Genomic DNA, 15,221 nt, shown 5'->3' on the forward strand with positions numbered 1-15,221 from the left:
ATTGATGTTCTTGCCTTGTGGCTATGGATACTCCACTGCTGTTTTCTTTTAGGATAGATAGAAATTGGTGAAGTCTGTCTACATGAAGAGAAGACTAGCAGAAAAATCAAAGTGAGTGAGGGAAATCACATGGAAAAAATCATAAGGAAAAACCCAGAAAGTATGCCGAAGCCCGTTGGCAGCTATAGTCATATCACACGAGTACCAAAGGGCGCGGGATTATTTGTTACATCGGGTCAAGTCGGAACAGATATCGATGGACAAGTGCCATCAAGTTTAAACGACCAGGTAACCAATACGTTTGAAAATATCAAAAAAATTCTTGAATCAGAAGGATTGAATGAAGAGCATGTCATCAAGGTCAATATATGGGCAACGGAAGAAATTGACTGGGATCATCTATATCCTCAGTGGGATACGATCTTCAAAACAGCTTACCCATCAATGACGGTTGCTTATGTATCAGCTTTAGGATGGCCTGAGCTGAAAATTGAAATTGAGCTATGGTGCGCCGATATTTGATCAAAAAAAGAACAGTGCAAACTGTTCTTTTTTACTTGAACCGAAACCGCTTTGTCATCCATGCAGCGATCAACGTAAAGACGGTGTAGATAATGACCCAAATGAGAAAGGATTCCTCCCCGCCAATGTATGTGTACATGAGAATGACGCTGGCTAACAGGACAATCAAAGTCGGCATCCAAACATTCTTCAAAAGCATTGTGCCAAAAATGCCAATCAGCACAGAAAGAATAGGGAAGCCAAATACAACGAATAAAATAAAAACAGCCATATGACGAACTCCTTTTAACAAGTGTTTACATTAAAAAATAAAAGATCGACACTGCCATGTGCGGAAGTGCAAAGATCATCATGAGAAAGGCCGTATCCAGACGCCACATGCGGTGCTCTTTCGTTTCAGAATGATAGGCGGCTCTTGTTTCATCTCCGCTTGTCCAAGCCCCCATTAGAAGCCCAGACATCATGATCCCGATAATAGAGATACCACCACTGATCCATCCTATCCACTCATGGTGCTGCAAAATAATAGCGGCACTGCTAACCACAATCATTGAGCAAACACCGGCGATAAAGGCATGTTTTTTTCTCATACTGGTTCACTCCTTTAAAGAAGATTAGGAGACCGCATCACATATTTCAATGAAATGACCATCAGGATCAGCGACATAAGCGACGGTTTGACCCCATGGTTTTTTTGCAGGTTCTTTAATAATCGAAACCCCTTTTTCCTTCATTGATGCAATGGTTTGTTCCACGTCATCCACAACAAACCCTATCTCGAACGTTTGAGAGGATTGATTGGCTTCTGGGACAGGCAATCCAAGTGCATCTTTGACATCCTGACGTGAGTTAATTGATAGGGTCACATCTCCAGTATCAAACTCAACATAGGATTCAACCCTAAGTTTCATAGGAAAGCCAAGTACATGTTGATAAAAATGAATACTTGCCTCAACATCGTTTACATATAGAATGGTATATTTCATTTTCATGTGAAAAACTCCTCTCTTCATATACGTGTCAAAACCGGAAAGGTTTCCCACTCAGTGTACCATATAGGATATAAAGCATGATTTATTCCAAAAAAATCAATATATTTAGCTCGATAGTCTTGAAAAACAAAAAGTGGTGACATATGATAAAAATGTAAAAATAGAAAAAATAGGGGGATTCTACATGTTGAAAAAAATCATGGTGGCTGTACTGTCTCTAGGTCTTTTACTAAGCGTTACACAAGTCAACACCCACACTGCAGATGCAAAAACAGTCAAGTCCTACAAAAACTGCAAAGCGCTGAACAAAGTCTATAAAGGCGGCGTCGCAAAAAGCAAAAACACGAAAAACAAAGGCGGCAAAACAAAGTACAAGCCGTATGTGTCAAAAGCACTTTACCAAAAAAATAAGCGACTTGACCGTGATAAAGACGGGATTGCATGTGAACGTTAAGCCAATGTGAAGAGACCTGTAACAAGGTCTTTTTTCTGTGGGATCAAACTCGTCCCTTTGTGCCTTCTCCCTCTTTATATTAAAATAAAGATAGTTACAAAAAATGATACAAAGTGGGGTACTCAATTTGTCCATACAAGCTGATAAGAAAGACATCCGATTGATTGCCATTGATATGGATGGCACGCTGTTAAACAGTGAACACGTCATTCCAGAGGAAAATAAACAAGCCATTAAAGATGCTGAAGCAAAAGGGGTCCATGTGGTGATTAGCACAGGGCGCACACTGATGACATGCCGAGAGCTGGTGGAGCCGCTTAAGCTGTCTTCTTACCTTGTGACAGCAAACGGAAGTGAAATTTGGGATTCAAACTTCCAGCTGATCGAACGAGATCTGCTGCATCCTGATCATGTCCAAATGATGTGGGATCTAAAAAATAGGTACGAAACCGATTACTGGGCTTCCACTGTGGATAAGGTGTGGAGAGGTGAATTCCCAGAACGAATTCATGACCATGAATGGTTGAAATTTGGCTTTGATATTCATGATGATAACGTTCGTGAGGAAGTACTCAATACATTGAAAACAAACGAGCATCTAGAAATCACAAATTCAAGTCCGACTAATATTGAAGTTAATGCAGCTGGCATTAACAAAGCGGCAGCTCTTGCAAAGGTAGCAGAACGCATTGGCTGTACGATGGACAATGTCATGTCACTTGGCGACAGCCTAAATGATATGGCTATGATCCAAGAAGCCGGATTAGGTATTGCGATGGGAAATGCGCAAGAAGTGGTGAAAGAAGCCGCTGATTGGATTACAGCTCCTAACACAGAACACGGTGTAGCAAAAGCGATCCATCATTGGGTGCTGTCTAAATAAATAAAAAAAGAGAGGTGATATCCTCTCGTTTTTTTATTTCTCCTAGTTCTATTGTTATGTTTTCTAACAATGTCATGTGCAATCTAGCCAAAATTGATATAATCAATATAAATTCGAATATTCGGACTTCAATTTCCGTTATTCGGAACAAAAAGGGGGGATCCTATGTATCAAGTAGATATCAACTGTGATTTGGGAGAAAGCTTTGGTCAATATACAATCGGTTCAGATGAACAAATTTTAGAATATGTCACCTCAGCCAACATTGCTTGCGGTTTTCATGCAGGAGATCCAACGGTGATGAGAAAAACCGTCAGAATGGCATTGGATAAAGGGGTGCAAATTGGTGCTCATCCGGGTCTGCAAGATTTAGTCGGCTTTGGCAGACGTCCAATGGCGATTTCAGCAGAGGAAGCCTATGATCTCGTCGTCTATCAAATTGGCGCTCTATCAGCCTTTCTTCAGGCAGAAGGCGGCACGATGCAGCATGTCAAGCCACACGGCGCCCTGTACAACATGGCGGCTAAAAATACTGAATTATCTGAATCAATTGCGAAGGCTGTGTATCATGTCGATCCAAGTCTTGTATTATACGGGCTTTCAGGCAGTGAACTTGCGTTAGCAGGTGAGAGAATGGGTCTTCAAGTGGCGCATGAAGTGTTTTCTGATCGGACCTATCAAAAAGACGGGACGCTGACATCGCGCCGTGAACCGCATGCACTCATTGAAGACGATGAACTGGCAGTCAAGCAGGTTGTTCGTATGGTGAGGGAAGGGAAGGTTCATACCGTTCAAGGGGAAGATATTTCGCTTAAAGCAGATACGGTCTGTATACACGGAGACGGCATCCATGCGCTCCAATTTGCCAAAACCATTACATCGAAGCTTAAAGAAGCAAGCATTCATCTCAAGGCCTTTCAATAAAAGTCGTCATCAAAGGGGGAAACAGCATGAAAAAACAGGAAGTGAAGCACAAGAAGGCATCAAAGGGGAACCGGTCTATGCTGATGGGCGCAGCCTTTTTAATGGCGACGTCCGCCATCGGACCGGGATTTTTAACACAAACGACTGTCTTCACGCAGCAGCTTGCGGCTAGCTTTGGGTTTGTCATTTTAATCTCTATTTTGTTAGATATTTTTGCGCAAACCAATGTATGGCGCATTATCGCCGTGTCAGAGAAACGAGGGCAGGAGATTGCAAATATGGTTCTGCCGGGTCTCGGATATGTACTGGCTGTTTTGATTGTCATGGGAGGACTTGCCTTTAACATCGGAAATATTGCTGGTGCTGGTCTCGGTTTTCAGGTGATCACAGGAATTGATCCGCGAATTGGAGCAGCCATCAGTGCTGCCATTGCCATTCTGATTTTTGTGATTAAAGAGGCTGGTAAAGCGATGGACCGTTTCACACAGATAGCGGGCTTTGTCATGATCGGCCTGATGCTTTATGTGGCGATTTCAACAGCACCGCCAGTTGGGGAAGCGGCACTCAGAACCTTTGTCCCAGAAGAAATTGATATTCTATCGATTGTGACACTTGTCGGGGGGACAGTTGGCGGCTATATCGTTTTTGCTGGTGGACATCGTCTATTAGATGCTGGAATTAAAGGGAAGGATGCACTTCCTCAAGTGACAAAAAGCTCTGTTTTCGGCATCCTGATTACATCTGTGATGCGTGTCGCTTTATTTTTAGCCGTGCTAGGAGTGGTTTCAAAGGGCTTACAGATTGACCCAGCGAATCCGCCTGCTTCTGTATTCCAGTTAGCGTCTGGAAATGTTGGCTATAAAATGTTCGGGATCATTATGTGGGCAGCGGCGATTACGTCCGTTATTGGAGCAGCATATACATCCGTTTCCTTCTTTAAAACCTTCTCACCAAAAATTGAGCAAAATCAACGTGGCATTATCATCGGCTTTATTGCCCTCTCGACCATTTGTTTTATTACGATCGGAAGACCTGTGAACATATTGATATTAGTTGGGGCGATCAATGCATTGATCTTACCGCTCGCGCTTGGCACCTTGCTGGTAGCGGCTTATAAGAAAGACATTGTCGGGGATTATCGACATCCATTCTTTTTGACAGTATCAGGCGCATTTGTCGTTGTCATCATGGCAATGATGGGCGGATATACCATCATCAATGAAATTCCAAAACTATGGAGCTGAATCGAATGAATATCTATCAAACATATGAGCCTTCACAGATTAGAGAGTTGATTCGTAAAAAAGAAATCACAGGACCGACGGCAGGCCTGGCAGAGGGATATGCTCAAGCCAATTTAATGATCGTCAAAAAGGAACTTGCTTTTGATTTTCTGTTGTTTTGTCAACGCAATTCGGCTGCATGCCCCTTGCTGGATGTACTGGAGCCAGGTGATCCAGTGCCGAGAAGGTCAGCACCCCAAGCGGATATTCGTACGGACTTTCCTAAATACCGTATTTACAGAAAAGGGATTCTTCAAGAAGAGGTGTCAGATATCTCTACTTATTGGGAAGATGATATGGTTGCCTTTCTCATCGGCTGCAGTTTTACGTTTGAGCATGCGCTCATGCTGAATGATATCCCTGTTCGCCATATTGAAAACGGTCATAACGTTCCGATGTATCAAACGAATATCGCTTGTGAAAGGGCGGGGGTATTTCATGGCCCAATGGTCGTCAGCATGAGACCCATTCCGGCGCATCAGATCACAAGAAGTGTACAAGTGACGTCTAGATTCCCATCAGTTCATGGCGGTCCCATCCATATAGGTGACCCAGCGATGATTGGAATTGCTCATGTGGATCAGCCGGACTTTGGAGAACCATCCGTCATCAAAGAAGGAGAGGTCCCGGTGTTTTGGGCATGTGGTGTGACGCCGCAAGCCATTGTCATGCATACAAAACCAGAGATTGCGATTACCCATGCACCTGGGCATATGTTCATCACAGATCAACGAGATCAACAGCTCGGTGTGCTTTAGAAAGAGAGGGGTCCTCAAGTGGCATTTTCAACGATAAAAGATTCTTTCACCTTCCACCCGCTAGGAGATGCAGCAATCGTGATTCAAGCAGGAACAGACATATGTGAAGAAATTCATGAACGTGTTGTGCAGTTGTTTTCATGTATTGAACAGCATCCATTTGACGGATATGTGGAAGCTGTTCAAGCCTTTACAAACGTGACTGTTTTTTACGAGCCGTATACCGTTTATCAATCGGCGCATCTTCAGCAACTAGACTTATCCCCCTATGAATGGGTGAAAAGCTATATTGAAACACTCCTTGAAGAGAAATGGCAGGAGGGGAATCAGATTCAGCGCCGCACCATCGACATACCGGTCTGCTATGGGGGAGAGCTTGGCCCTGATTTAGAAGAAGTCGCCCGGATCAATCGTTTAACACCAGAGGAAGTCGTGCGTATTCACACTGGCGGAACGTATCTTGTCTATATGATTGGATTTGCACCAGGATTTCCGTTTTTAGGCGGGCTGTCTGAAAGGATCGCAGCCCCGCGAAGGGAAACACCGAGAATGTCCATTCCAAAAGGATCTGTCGGCATTGCGGGAAAGCAGACCGGCGTATACCCGATTTCCACACCTGGCGGCTGGCAGCTCATCGGACAAACCCCGCTGCCACTCTTTCGTCCAGACGAAAAAGTCCCAAGTCTATTAAGAGCAGGAGACGAGGTTAGATTTGTCCAAATGTCTGAAAAGGAATTTTTCAGCATGAAGGAGGCAGAACGTTGAGTATCCATGTCATCAAGTCAGGAATGTTCACAACCATTCAAGATAAAGGACGGAAAGGCTATCAAAAGTATGGCGTCTTAACGAGCGGCGGCATGGACACGCTCTCACTTAGAATTGCCAACATTCTCACAGGCAACGAGGAAAACGAAGCCGTACTGGAAATCACATTAATGGGGCCGGGCCCTGTGCTGACGTGTCAAAAGGATGAGCTTATTGCAGTGACTGGCGCTGATGTGGAGATCGATATTGATGGAGAGCCAGCCCCTTTATGGAAACCACTCTTTGTTCGATCAGGAAGCACGATCACCTTTGGTCCTTGCAAGAGGGGGTGCCGCTCTTACATTGCTGTGGCAGGTGGATTCGATGTGGAGCCGGTCATGGAGAGCAAAAGCACCTATGTGAGAGCAGGAATCGGTGGACTGAACGGACGTCCGCTTGAAAAAGGAGACGTCCTGTCCGTTGGAAAGCCTTCAATCGTAGCGGATCGATTGTCTGATAGACTCAAAAGCAATCTAAAACAGGCGGCGTACAGCGCACCCGATTGGACTGTAAGTCATACGCATTTTTTACCGCTGCGGAAATCGCCCGTGATTCGGGTGCTGTCAGGGAGACACCTTTCTTTTTTTCAAGAATCATCTCAAAGCACCTTTTTTGAGCAGCCTTATCAAATCACGCCTCAATCAGATCGTATGGGCTGTCGTTTGAAGGGGGAGCCGGTTCATTTAAAAGAAAAGCTTGAATTGATTTCAGAGGCGGTTGCCTTTGGTTCTATTCAAATTCCTCCTGACGGTCAGCCGATTATTCTGCTGGCAGATCGGCAAACAACAGGCGGATACCCGCGGATTGGAGAAGTTGCGACGGTCGACCTGCCACTCATTGCTCAAGCGATGCCTGGGGCGAATTTGTATTTTAAGCGAATCGACCATCAGGATGCAGAGCAGGCGCTATTTAAGCAAGAAGCAGAACTGAAGGAGCTGGCTGCCAGAATCAAGCTGGAAGCCTTCGTTTAGAAAAGAGGATGCACATGCAAAACACAAATAAAACCGTCGTGAAATCAATGGAGATTTTGCGGCTGTTTATCACACGTGACCAATTAACATTGAATGAAATGATCGAGCTCTCCGGCATGCCGAAAACGTCTGTGCACCGCATGGCGAGCTCGTTAACCGATATGGGGTTATTAGAAAAGCAAGATTCAGGCGTTTATCGGTTAGGTCTGATGTTTCTAGAATACGGTCAGCTTGTGGCGGACCGCCTTGATATTCGGAGAATTGCAAGACCATTTATGGAAGGCTTGCGGGATGAAGTGGGAGAAGCTGTACAACTCATCGTTCGTGAAGGAGACGAAGCCATTTACGTTGATAAAATTGAAGGGACGCAGCCTGTTCGTCTCTACACCGCCGTCGGCAGGCGCTCTCCTTTATATGCGGGTGCTTGTGCAAGAAGTATTCTCTCCTTTTTGCCAGAGAACGAGAGACTTGCCTATATCGATTCGATTGAGCTAGGAAAAATCGGAATCGGGACCATTACAGATAAAGAGGTTCTTCGAAACATCCTGGAAGAATCAAATGAGCGGGGCTATACGTTAAGTTATTCGGAGCTTGAAAACTATACAGCTGCGGTTGGAGCTCCTATATTCAATCACCTTGGAGAAGTCACAGCAGGTATTAGCATTGCAGGGTTTGAAGCAGGTTATCAAAAGGAACGTCTTCCATACTTAATTGAACAAGTCAAAAAAGCCGCGAGCGGTATCTCCAGAGAATTAGGCTTTCATCTAGATAAATAAAAAGCCAATGACCGTTAAGATCATTGGCTTTTCGCGTTCAGTTAATTAGAAAGTTTTTCCTAAAGCTTTTGCACGTTCGATCGCATCTGCTTTAATTTGCTCTGCTTTCGCAGGTTCAGCATTGTGACCTTCAACGATAAGACCTTCGAAAGAAGGAATGCCGAAGAAGCTCGCAATTGTACCAAGGTAACGGTGGCCTGCTTCAAGTTCAGCAGCAGGACCTTCAGAGTAGTATCCGCCACGTGCTTGGATGTGTAGAGCTTTTTTGTCTGTTAATAATCCAACAGGACCTTGCTCAGTGTATTTGAATGTTTTACCAGCTACAGCAACAGAGTCGATGTATGCTTTAAGAACTGGTGGGAATGAGAAGTTCCAAAGTGGTGAAACAAATACATATTTGTCAGCAGAAACGAATTGATCGCTTAATTCGTTTAGGCGAGCAACTTTTGCTTGCTCTTCAGCTGAAAGTGTATCGAAGCCAGCACCTGATTGCAGCTTGCCCCAGCCAGCGAATACATCTGCATCAATGTGAGGGATGTTTTCTTTGTACAAGTCGATATGTACAACCTCGTCACTTGGGTTTGCTTCCTTATAAGATTCGATAAATGCTTTAGCAGTAGCCATACTGTAAGAAACTGTTTCATCATGCGGATGTGCAGTGATGTATAAAACTTTTGCCATGTTCATTCAATCCTTTCTGTTTCAGTGATTTTTTTAGCGTATCCCAAAGATACACTGAATATGTGGCATCTTTAATCATATTGGAATGCTATGAAAAAGATGTAACAAGCACAGTTACATAAAAACTGATATTTTTATTGTAATCACAATGTAGTTTGAAGTCAAGGTATAAAGTCTCGAAATCAAGATAAAAAGTTTGTAAATTTTTCTGGAACGCATGCAGGTGCAAACTTCATGATCTAAACCTATTCTTATTGAACAAAAAATCAGCCGATCTCGCAAGTGAAGAGTTTGTAAAGACGTCTCATGAAAAAAAGATGAATGTCTCTAAGTCATCTGCTACAAGCATCTGTTCTCCGATTTCGTATATATAAGAGAAGGCAGGAGAGAGTGAGGGATAAGAGTGGGACGATCCTATGTTGCGATTGGAGATTCCTTAACAGTTGGAGTGGGGGCACGTTTATTTGGCGGAGGCTTCGCAGAGCGGTATCAGTGGATGCTTGAAAAAAAGACACATACACCAGTCGAGCTGTCTGTATTTGCAAAGTCAGGGTTAACGACGGATCAGATTTTACAGCTGTTCAAACGATCTGATGTGAGACGTGCTATTGCAGCAGCTGACATCATCACTATCACAGGTTGTGGGAATGACCTTGTTCAAGCGATTCAGCAGTATGAAAAGGGTGAAGATGAAAAGAAACTGCTGCAAGCGACATTGCATTGCCAAGTAAATTTCAACAAAATGATTCAAGAAATCGCTCAGATCAAAAGGGGACAGAAGCAGGCCTATTGCATATATCTCATGAATTTATATAATCCTTTTCCGCAAATACCAATAGCCGGGCGGTGGCTTCAGCAATACAATCATCAGCTTCGCTCGCTTGCTGCAAATCCACATGTAGAGGTCGTGGATGTGTACCGGGCGTTTGAAGGACATGAACATGAGTACTTATCGATTGATCAATTTCATCCAAATCATAAAGGATATGAAGCAATGGCAAAAACATTGTTTCAACAATCCTGCAAACAGCTGTAATCCATTGGGATTGCAGTTTTTTTCATCCTTTTAAATGAAGGAGTGTTTCGATATGATAAAAGAAACGAAGGTGAAAGAGGTGTTCAGGCATGGAGGAAATCAGTGCATATTTTCAAGAAATGACAGGAACCGCTTATGAAGTGGGAAAGCAGCAGGCTGTCTGGATGAAGAAGAAGCAAGGGCTACAGACACAATACATTCGAACAGAACCGCTTGAAAAAGAGGCTGTGAAAGAAACGAAGCAGCTGATGCGCCCATATCTTCCCCAGTTAGAAGAAGAGATTGCTGGATTTTGTGATGAACTGCAATTGGATGAGCGTTATTTGACCTTTTACTATTCATCTCATCTAAAGCCAGGCTGTTCCCACTGTGTGAGGCAGGGAAATATGGGGGCAGGTCAACAAACGATCATGCTGCGAAACTATGATTTTTCCCCGATATTTGATGATATGCGTCTTGTGACGACACATGTGGAGGGCTTGGCATATCATACAGGCTCGTCGCTGCTCTTGTTTGGCAGATCTGATGGGATGAATGAGCATGGTCTTTCTGTCACATTCTCTGCATGTGGTCCGCCGGTTGGAAATGAACCAGGTTTAAAGCCTCCGGCAGTTGCCGGCTTGCAAGTGTATCATGTGATACGGTCTGTTCTGGAAACCTGTAGAACGGTTGAGGAAGCCATTTTCTCTATTCAGGAAATGCCTGTTGCCTCTAATGTTCACCTTATGCTTGCCGATCGAAAAGGAGAAGCGGCTGTGATTGAAATCATTGATGGCCTGAAAATGGTGAGAAGACCGGAGGCAGGTTATATTGCAGCCACAAACCATCCGCTTGCTGATCAAACGGCAAAAGGAATGACGAAACATCATTCTGTTGTCAGATACGACATGTTACTGGAGGCTTTAGAACAACGACGATCAAGTGATTCTCTTACTAAGCTGTTTCAGACAGAATATCCTGATGGTCTAGCTGTGCACAATTATGAGGAGCTGTTTGGAACAATGCGAACCGTCATCTTTCGCCCGGAAGAAGGAACGATGGATTATTGCTTTGGCTCTCCAGTATACAATCCGACGTATTCTTTAAAAGCTGGGGGTTCACTGCCTTTTCATGAACAGAAGGTTCAATTTCATCAAAAGGATTATGGACCGTCATTTTGGAGAAATGTATGATCAGACGTTGTATTTAATTTTGTCACAGCTGATGTGCCAAAGTCAGATCAACTTAAGATTGCATCGTTTGTTGAAAGCGTTTTATATTAAGGTGTGACAATAGACCTATTTTTGCAGAGGGAGGCATTTCATGTACATAACGGCACGAGAACAGAAGATCATCAAATACATCATTCAGCAAAATCGTTATGTCACCATTCGTGAGATAGCCGATTCTGTTCAGGTGAGTACAAGAACGATTCATAGAGAACTAAAATCGATTAAACCCATATTAAAGAATTATGACCTTTCACTAGATAAACAGCCGGGGAAAGGCTTGAAGGCAGTCGGTGAACAGGAGGATAAACAGCGGCTTCTTGCTCATATGTCAAATGAGGATCAAATTGAATATAGCTCTGACGAACGGAAGCTCTTAATCCTATGTGCGCTGCTTGAAGCAAAGGAACCGGTGAAATTATATACACTCGCTGCCGATTTGCAGGTCACAAATGCGACCATCAGCTATGACTTAGATGAACTGACGGAGTGGATCGCGCCTTACGGTTTGCAACTGATCCGAAAACGCGGGTATGGCATTGAATTAAAAGGACCGGAGGAAGCGAAACGAAAGATTGTCGGCAACCTCATTGTCGACCGGCTCGATATTCAATTATTTTTAGAAACAATTGAAATGAATATCAAGCATCGAACGAAAGCGACGGAAAAGGTGTTTGGCGTTGTCAGCAGAGGGCAGCTGCTTAAGGTAGAAAGACTGCTCTTTCATTTAAAAAATAGACTGTCACTCTCTTTATCTGATAGCGCCTATATTGCGCTTGTCGTTCACTTAACCTATGCCATTGAACGGATTCAGCTTGGCGAAACCATTCGCATGGAAGAGGAAGAGCTACTTGAACTAAAGCGGACGAAAGAATTTGAATCATCACTGCGAATCGCAAGAGCGCTTGAACGCATGTTTAATGTCGAGATCCCAGAAGCGGAAGTTGGATATATGACCATCCATCTGCGCAGTGCAAACCGCAGCTTTGGGGCAGAATACCGTATTGATGAAATCGAGCTGGATATCGCAATTAGAACGAAGAAGCTCATTGATTTTATTTCAAATAAAACCGGCTACCATTTAAATGAGAATGATTCATTGTATGAGGGACTCGTGTCTCATCTCGAACCTGCCATGAACCGTTTAAAGGAAAAGATGAGAATCTATAATCCACTTACACAACAAATTAAAAAGGACTACTTTTTGCTTTTCATGGCAATTGAAGAAGGAGTCGAGCGTTTCTTTCCAGAGATCGAATTTCCAGAGGATGAAATCGCCTTTATTGTGCTTCACTTTGGTTCAGTGCTTGAAATCAAAAAAGAAGAAACGAACATTCATGCATTGGTCGTGTGCTCAAGCGGCATCGGTTCGTCGAAAATGCTCGCATCTCGTTTAAAAAAAGAATTGCCGGAGATCGCCGAATTTGATCTGTCTTCCTTGATGGAACTAAAAGAAATCGATGCATCAAGCTATGACATGATTGTCTCGACCGTCCCTATCCCATATGAGCATATCGATTACATCATGGTCAGTCCGCTCTTAAACGAGGATGATGCTATGCGTGTGAAGGCTCATATTAAACGAAAGATTCCTTATATGATCGAGAAAAAAAGGATGAAAGAAGCTGCCAAAGAACCGGTACAAGAATCCGTTAATATGATGGCGGTTGCAGAGCAGGTGACGAATTACATGTCTGTTATTCGCAGCATCCTGTCCCATTTTACCATCGAAAATAGAAAGGCAATGCCGCAGCATGAGGCTACAATCAGGCAGCTGCTTCGTCAGCTTGAAGATGAAGGGTTTATCACACATGCGGATGAGGTAGCAAGCGGTTTACTAGAACGTGAACAGCAAGGCGGTTTAGGAATTCCAGGTACAGAATTTGCTCTTTTTCATTTAAAGCATGCATTCATCAAGGAACCAATCTTTCATATGTATGATCTTGATCAGGCATACGAGGTGAAAAGCATGGACGGCGGGCAGCAGCAGATGTCACGAATGCTCATGATGCTGGCGCCGCAAGAGCTAGGCAAGGAAGGGTCAGAAATGTTTAGTCTGATCAGTTCATCTATCATTGAAAGTGAGGAAAGCATGACGCTTTATGGTCATGGATCAAAGGAAGACATTGAACAGAAATTGCATCAGCTGTTCTATCAATTTGTAAAAGAAGCAAAATGGTAAGAAAAAAAGCCGAGAGCTTATTCGTTTCTCGGCTTTTTGGCTGTGACACAGACAGCAAGCGTTGGACGAATTTCCTCATACTCAACAGAAAAATGGTCAAACCCTGCAAACTGTAGATCATTCAATATATGTTCACCCATCTCTTTTGTCCGGCTCGCATCAGCACCTTTTTCTCTTGGCTGCATCACAATGACGAGCTTTCCGCCGGGTTTCAACGTGTGATAAAGGTTGAGCAGGCCAGTCTTTGGATCATCCCAAATCGTAAAGTTGTTCACAGACAGCACTTTGTCATACTGCTCTCCCGGCAAACGTGTTTTCTCAATTTTTCCTACATACAGTCGGACTTGTTTGTCCTTTGACCGTTTGCTGACGCGGGACTGTGCTTGCTCCTGCATGGTCGAGGAAGCATCTAGCCCATCTATATGAAGATCTTTATAATGCTTAAGCATATGCTTGATGCTGTAGCCGGGCCCATAGCCGATTTCCAAAATGTTTTCACCATCTGTCAGATCTAAGTGCTGGATCGCCCACTGATTCAACGCTTTATTTTCTTTTGCCATAATGAAGCCTGCGATGCTTCCGAGCCAGCCTTTTGGTTTGCTAAAGGTTTTCGAAATGGTTGACAGCATTTGAGACGCTCCTTTTTATTGATCATGTAACCGATTTTATCCATCTTGAAACATGCCGATTTTCAAAACGCATCTGTGCCGCATAGGGATGTTTGAGTGAAAAAATGAGGTGGTAATGAAAGGATACATCAACAAATCAAGGAGGAGCTTACTCATGGATTTACGTGAATATTTAACAAATGGCATTCCGCGCCAAACGCAGAATCAGCAGCCAGGCAGTGAAAGGGAAATGAACCCTGCGCCGATCTTTGAGGATGAATCATATCAAGGGTCTGGCAAGCTTAAAGGGAAAGTTGCATTGATTACAGGCGGAGATAGTGGAATTGGACGTGCTGTATCTGTTGCCTATGCAAAAGAAGGGGCACACGTCGCCATTGTGTACTTAAATGAACATGAGGATGCAAAGGATACGCAAAAGCGCGTAGAACAGGAAGGCGTCAAATGTTTAACGATTGCAGGAGATGTCGGTGACGAAGCATTTTGCGAGAAAGCGGTAGAAAAAACAGTTGAAGCCTTTGGGCAATTAGATATTTTAGTGAATAATGCGGCTGAACAGCACCCGAAAGAACGGATTCAGGATATTTCTAGTGAACAGCTTCACCAAACCTTTAGAACCAACTTCTATTCTTATTTTTATTTTACGAAGAAAGCACTGGATTACTTAAAACCAGGAAGTTCAATTATTAATACAACTTCCATTAACCCATATCGAGGCAACAAAGTGCTGATTGATTATACGGCGACAAAAGGGGCCATCAACGGCTTTACGCGTTCTATGGCACAGTCGCTTGTGAAAGATGGAATTCGGGTGAACGGTGTAGCGCCAGGTCCAATTTGGACGCCGCTTATTCCATCTACATTTGATGAGGATAGTGTGGAAAGCTTCGGGGCAGAAACCCCAATGGGAAGACCAGGACAGCCTGTAGAGCATGTTGGCTGCTATGTACTGCTTGCTTCTGACGAATCGTCTTATATGACAGGACAAACACTACACGTCAACGGCGGTTCCTTTATGAATACATGATCAATAGCGCACCGCCCACCTGATTGGGCGGTGTCTTTAGTATTTCTTGCGATTCTTCTGCACAGATGAGACAGACCATACGATAATGCCCACA

The 15,221-nt window shown here is 43.7% G+C and carries 18 protein-coding genes; 13 read left to right on the forward strand and 5 right to left on the reverse strand.

Annotation, left to right across the window (positions count from 1 at the left end):
• Window positions 1-129 precede the first annotated feature (129 nt).
• Window positions 130-522, forward strand: a complete 393-nt coding sequence (locus SB660_RS06415; RefSeq protein WP_058015339.1) for a RidA family protein — start codon at window positions 130-132, stop codon at window positions 520-522.
• Window positions 523-553: 31 nt separating this feature from the next.
• Here the strand turns inward: SB660_RS06415 and SB660_RS06420 are convergent, their stop codons facing one another.
• From SB660_RS06420 to SB660_RS06430, 3 genes are read right to left on the reverse strand one after another with little or no spacing between them, the layout of a single operon-like run.
• Window positions 554-793, reverse strand: a complete 240-nt coding sequence (locus tag SB660_RS06420; RefSeq protein WP_061406772.1) for a DUF2651 family protein — start codon at window positions 791-793, stop codon at window positions 554-556.
• Window positions 794-818: 25 nt separating this feature from the next.
• Window positions 819-1,112, reverse strand: coding sequence for a DUF5316 family protein (locus SB660_RS06425; RefSeq protein ID WP_061406774.1), 294 nt, complete (start codon window positions 1,110-1,112; stop codon window positions 819-821).
• Window positions 1,113-1,136: 24 nt separating this feature from the next.
• Window positions 1,137-1,514, reverse strand: a complete 378-nt coding sequence (locus tag SB660_RS06430) for a VOC family protein (protein ID WP_003214168.1) — start codon at window positions 1,512-1,514, stop codon at window positions 1,137-1,139.
• A 184-nt stretch (window positions 1,515-1,698) separates the two neighbouring features.
• Between SB660_RS06430 and SB660_RS06435 the strand changes: the two genes are divergently transcribed.
• From SB660_RS06435 to SB660_RS06470, 8 genes are all read left to right on the forward strand, one after another.
• Complete coding sequence (locus tag SB660_RS06435; RefSeq protein WP_268467710.1) at window positions 1,699-1,968, forward strand: excalibur calcium-binding domain-containing protein; 270 nt, start codon at window positions 1,699-1,701, stop codon at window positions 1,966-1,968.
• A gap of 103 nt (window positions 1,969-2,071) precedes the next feature.
• On the forward strand, window positions 2,072-2,851 hold the full coding sequence (locus tag SB660_RS06440) for a Cof-type HAD-IIB family hydrolase (protein WP_410581825.1): 780 nt from the start codon (window positions 2,072-2,074) through the stop codon (window positions 2,849-2,851).
• A 165-nt stretch (window positions 2,852-3,016) separates the two neighbouring features.
• On the forward strand, window positions 3,017-3,775 hold the full coding sequence (locus tag SB660_RS06445; protein WP_169057617.1) for a LamB/YcsF family protein: 759 nt from the start codon (window positions 3,017-3,019) through the stop codon (window positions 3,773-3,775).
• A 26-nt stretch (window positions 3,776-3,801) separates the two neighbouring features.
• Window positions 3,802-5,019: an NRAMP family divalent metal transporter gene (locus tag SB660_RS06450; protein ID WP_180309561.1), complete on the forward strand. Its 1,218-nt coding sequence runs from the start codon at window positions 3,802-3,804 to the stop codon at window positions 5,017-5,019.
• A gap of 5 nt (window positions 5,020-5,024) precedes the next feature.
• Window positions 5,025-5,816: a putative hydro-lyase gene (locus SB660_RS06455; RefSeq protein WP_268497214.1), complete on the forward strand. Its 792-nt coding sequence runs from the start codon at window positions 5,025-5,027 to the stop codon at window positions 5,814-5,816.
• Window positions 5,817-5,834: 18 nt separating this feature from the next.
• Entirely contained in the window at window positions 5,835-6,581 is a 747-nt protein-coding gene (gene pxpB / locus SB660_RS06460; protein ID WP_339164944.1) for a 5-oxoprolinase subunit PxpB, read from the forward strand.
• Window positions 6,578-7,591: a 5-oxoprolinase subunit C family protein gene (locus tag SB660_RS06465; protein WP_410581828.1), complete on the forward strand. Its 1,014-nt coding sequence runs from the start codon at window positions 6,578-6,580 to the stop codon at window positions 7,589-7,591. The genes pxpB and SB660_RS06465 overlap by 4 nt, the downstream gene beginning before the upstream one ends.
• A 14-nt stretch (window positions 7,592-7,605) precedes the next feature.
• The gene (locus tag SB660_RS06470; RefSeq protein ID WP_058015348.1) at window positions 7,606-8,367 is read left to right on the forward strand and encodes an IclR family transcriptional regulator; all 762 of its coding nucleotides are present in this window, start codon (window positions 7,606-7,608) and stop codon (window positions 8,365-8,367) included.
• 45 nt (window positions 8,368-8,412) lie between these two features.
• Here SB660_RS06470 and SB660_RS06475 read toward each other — a convergent pair whose 3' ends face one another.
• Window positions 8,413-9,048, reverse strand: coding sequence for an FMN-dependent NADH-azoreductase (locus SB660_RS06475; RefSeq protein ID WP_034283819.1), 636 nt, complete (start codon window positions 9,046-9,048; stop codon window positions 8,413-8,415).
• Between the two features lie 403 nt (window positions 9,049-9,451).
• Between SB660_RS06475 and SB660_RS06480 the strand changes: the two genes are divergently transcribed.
• The 3 genes from SB660_RS06480 to SB660_RS06490 all read left to right on the forward strand — a co-directional run bounded on the left by SB660_RS06480 (window position 9,452) and on the right by SB660_RS06490 (window position 13,474).
• Window positions 9,452-10,084: a GDSL-type esterase/lipase family protein gene (locus SB660_RS06480; RefSeq protein WP_339164949.1), complete on the forward strand. Its 633-nt coding sequence runs from the start codon at window positions 9,452-9,454 to the stop codon at window positions 10,082-10,084.
• 89 nt (window positions 10,085-10,173) lie between these two features.
• Window positions 10,174-11,256 carry a C45 family autoproteolytic acyltransferase/hydrolase gene (locus tag SB660_RS06485; RefSeq protein WP_339164951.1) on the forward strand — a complete coding sequence of 361 codons (1,083 nt, stop codon included), beginning with the start codon at window positions 10,174-10,176 and terminating at the stop codon, window positions 11,254-11,256.
• A 130-nt stretch (window positions 11,257-11,386) separates the two neighbouring features.
• Complete coding sequence (locus SB660_RS06490) at window positions 11,387-13,474, forward strand: BglG family transcription antiterminator (protein WP_339164953.1); 2,088 nt, start codon at window positions 11,387-11,389, stop codon at window positions 13,472-13,474.
• A 17-nt stretch (window positions 13,475-13,491) separates the two neighbouring features.
• Here SB660_RS06490 and SB660_RS06495 read toward each other — a convergent pair whose 3' ends face one another.
• The gene (locus tag SB660_RS06495) at window positions 13,492-14,103 is read right to left on the reverse strand and encodes a class I SAM-dependent methyltransferase (protein ID WP_058015352.1); all 612 of its coding nucleotides are present in this window, start codon (window positions 14,101-14,103) and stop codon (window positions 13,492-13,494) included.
• A gap of 154 nt (window positions 14,104-14,257) precedes the next feature.
• Between SB660_RS06495 and SB660_RS06500 the strand changes: the two genes are divergently transcribed.
• Window positions 14,258-15,127: an SDR family oxidoreductase gene (locus tag SB660_RS06500; protein WP_058015353.1), complete on the forward strand. Its 870-nt coding sequence runs from the start codon at window positions 14,258-14,260 to the stop codon at window positions 15,125-15,127.
• Window positions 15,128-15,221: the final 94 nt, after the last annotated feature.

The organism is Bacillus sp. SIMBA_005 (assembly GCF_046535585.1).
Classification (GTDB): Bacteria; Bacillota; Bacilli; order Bacillales; family Bacillaceae; genus Bacillus; species Bacillus pumilus.

What these genes read in the sequence shown, in the direction of transcription:
- SB660_RS06455 (WP_268497214.1), top strand. Translation starts at nt 5,025, where the DNA reads ATGAATATCTATCAAACATATGAGCCTTCACAGATTAGAGAGTTGATT.
- SB660_RS06445 (WP_169057617.1), top strand. Translation starts at nt 3,017, where the DNA reads ATGTATCAAGTAGATATCAACTGTGATTTGGGAGAAAGCTTTGGTCAA.
- SB660_RS06485 (WP_339164951.1), top strand. Translation starts at nt 10,174, where the DNA reads ATGGAGGAAATCAGTGCATATTTTCAAGAAATGACAGGAACCGCTTAT.
- SB660_RS06420 (WP_061406772.1), bottom strand. Translation starts at nt 793, where the DNA reads ATGGCTGTTTTTATTTTATTCGTTGTATTTGGCTTCCCTATTCTTTCT.
- SB660_RS06450 (WP_180309561.1), top strand. Translation starts at nt 3,802, where the DNA reads ATGAAAAAACAGGAAGTGAAGCACAAGAAGGCATCAAAGGGGAACCGG.
- SB660_RS06495 (WP_058015352.1), bottom strand. Translation starts at nt 14,103, where the DNA reads ATGCTGTCAACCATTTCGAAAACCTTTAGCAAACCAAAAGGCTGGCTC.
- SB660_RS06430 (WP_003214168.1), bottom strand. Translation starts at nt 1,514, where the DNA reads ATGAAAATGAAATATACCATTCTATATGTAAACGATGTTGAGGCAAGT.
- SB660_RS06415 (WP_058015339.1), top strand. Translation starts at nt 130, where the DNA reads ATGGAAAAAATCATAAGGAAAAACCCAGAAAGTATGCCGAAGCCCGTT.
- SB660_RS06425 (WP_061406774.1), bottom strand. Translation starts at nt 1,112, where the DNA reads ATGAGAAAAAAACATGCCTTTATCGCCGGTGTTTGCTCAATGATTGTG.
- SB660_RS06490 (WP_339164953.1), top strand. Translation starts at nt 11,387, where the DNA reads ATGTACATAACGGCACGAGAACAGAAGATCATCAAATACATCATTCAG.
- SB660_RS06470 (WP_058015348.1), top strand. Translation starts at nt 7,606, where the DNA reads ATGCAAAACACAAATAAAACCGTCGTGAAATCAATGGAGATTTTGCGG.
- SB660_RS06475 (WP_034283819.1), bottom strand. Translation starts at nt 9,048, where the DNA reads ATGGCAAAAGTTTTATACATCACTGCACATCCGCATGATGAAACAGTT.
- SB660_RS06500 (WP_058015353.1), top strand. Translation starts at nt 14,258, where the DNA reads ATGGATTTACGTGAATATTTAACAAATGGCATTCCGCGCCAAACGCAG.
- SB660_RS06435 (WP_268467710.1), top strand. Translation starts at nt 1,699, where the DNA reads ATGTTGAAAAAAATCATGGTGGCTGTACTGTCTCTAGGTCTTTTACTA.
- SB660_RS06440 (WP_410581825.1), top strand. Translation starts at nt 2,072, where the DNA reads ATGATACAAAGTGGGGTACTCAATTTGTCCATACAAGCTGATAAGAAA.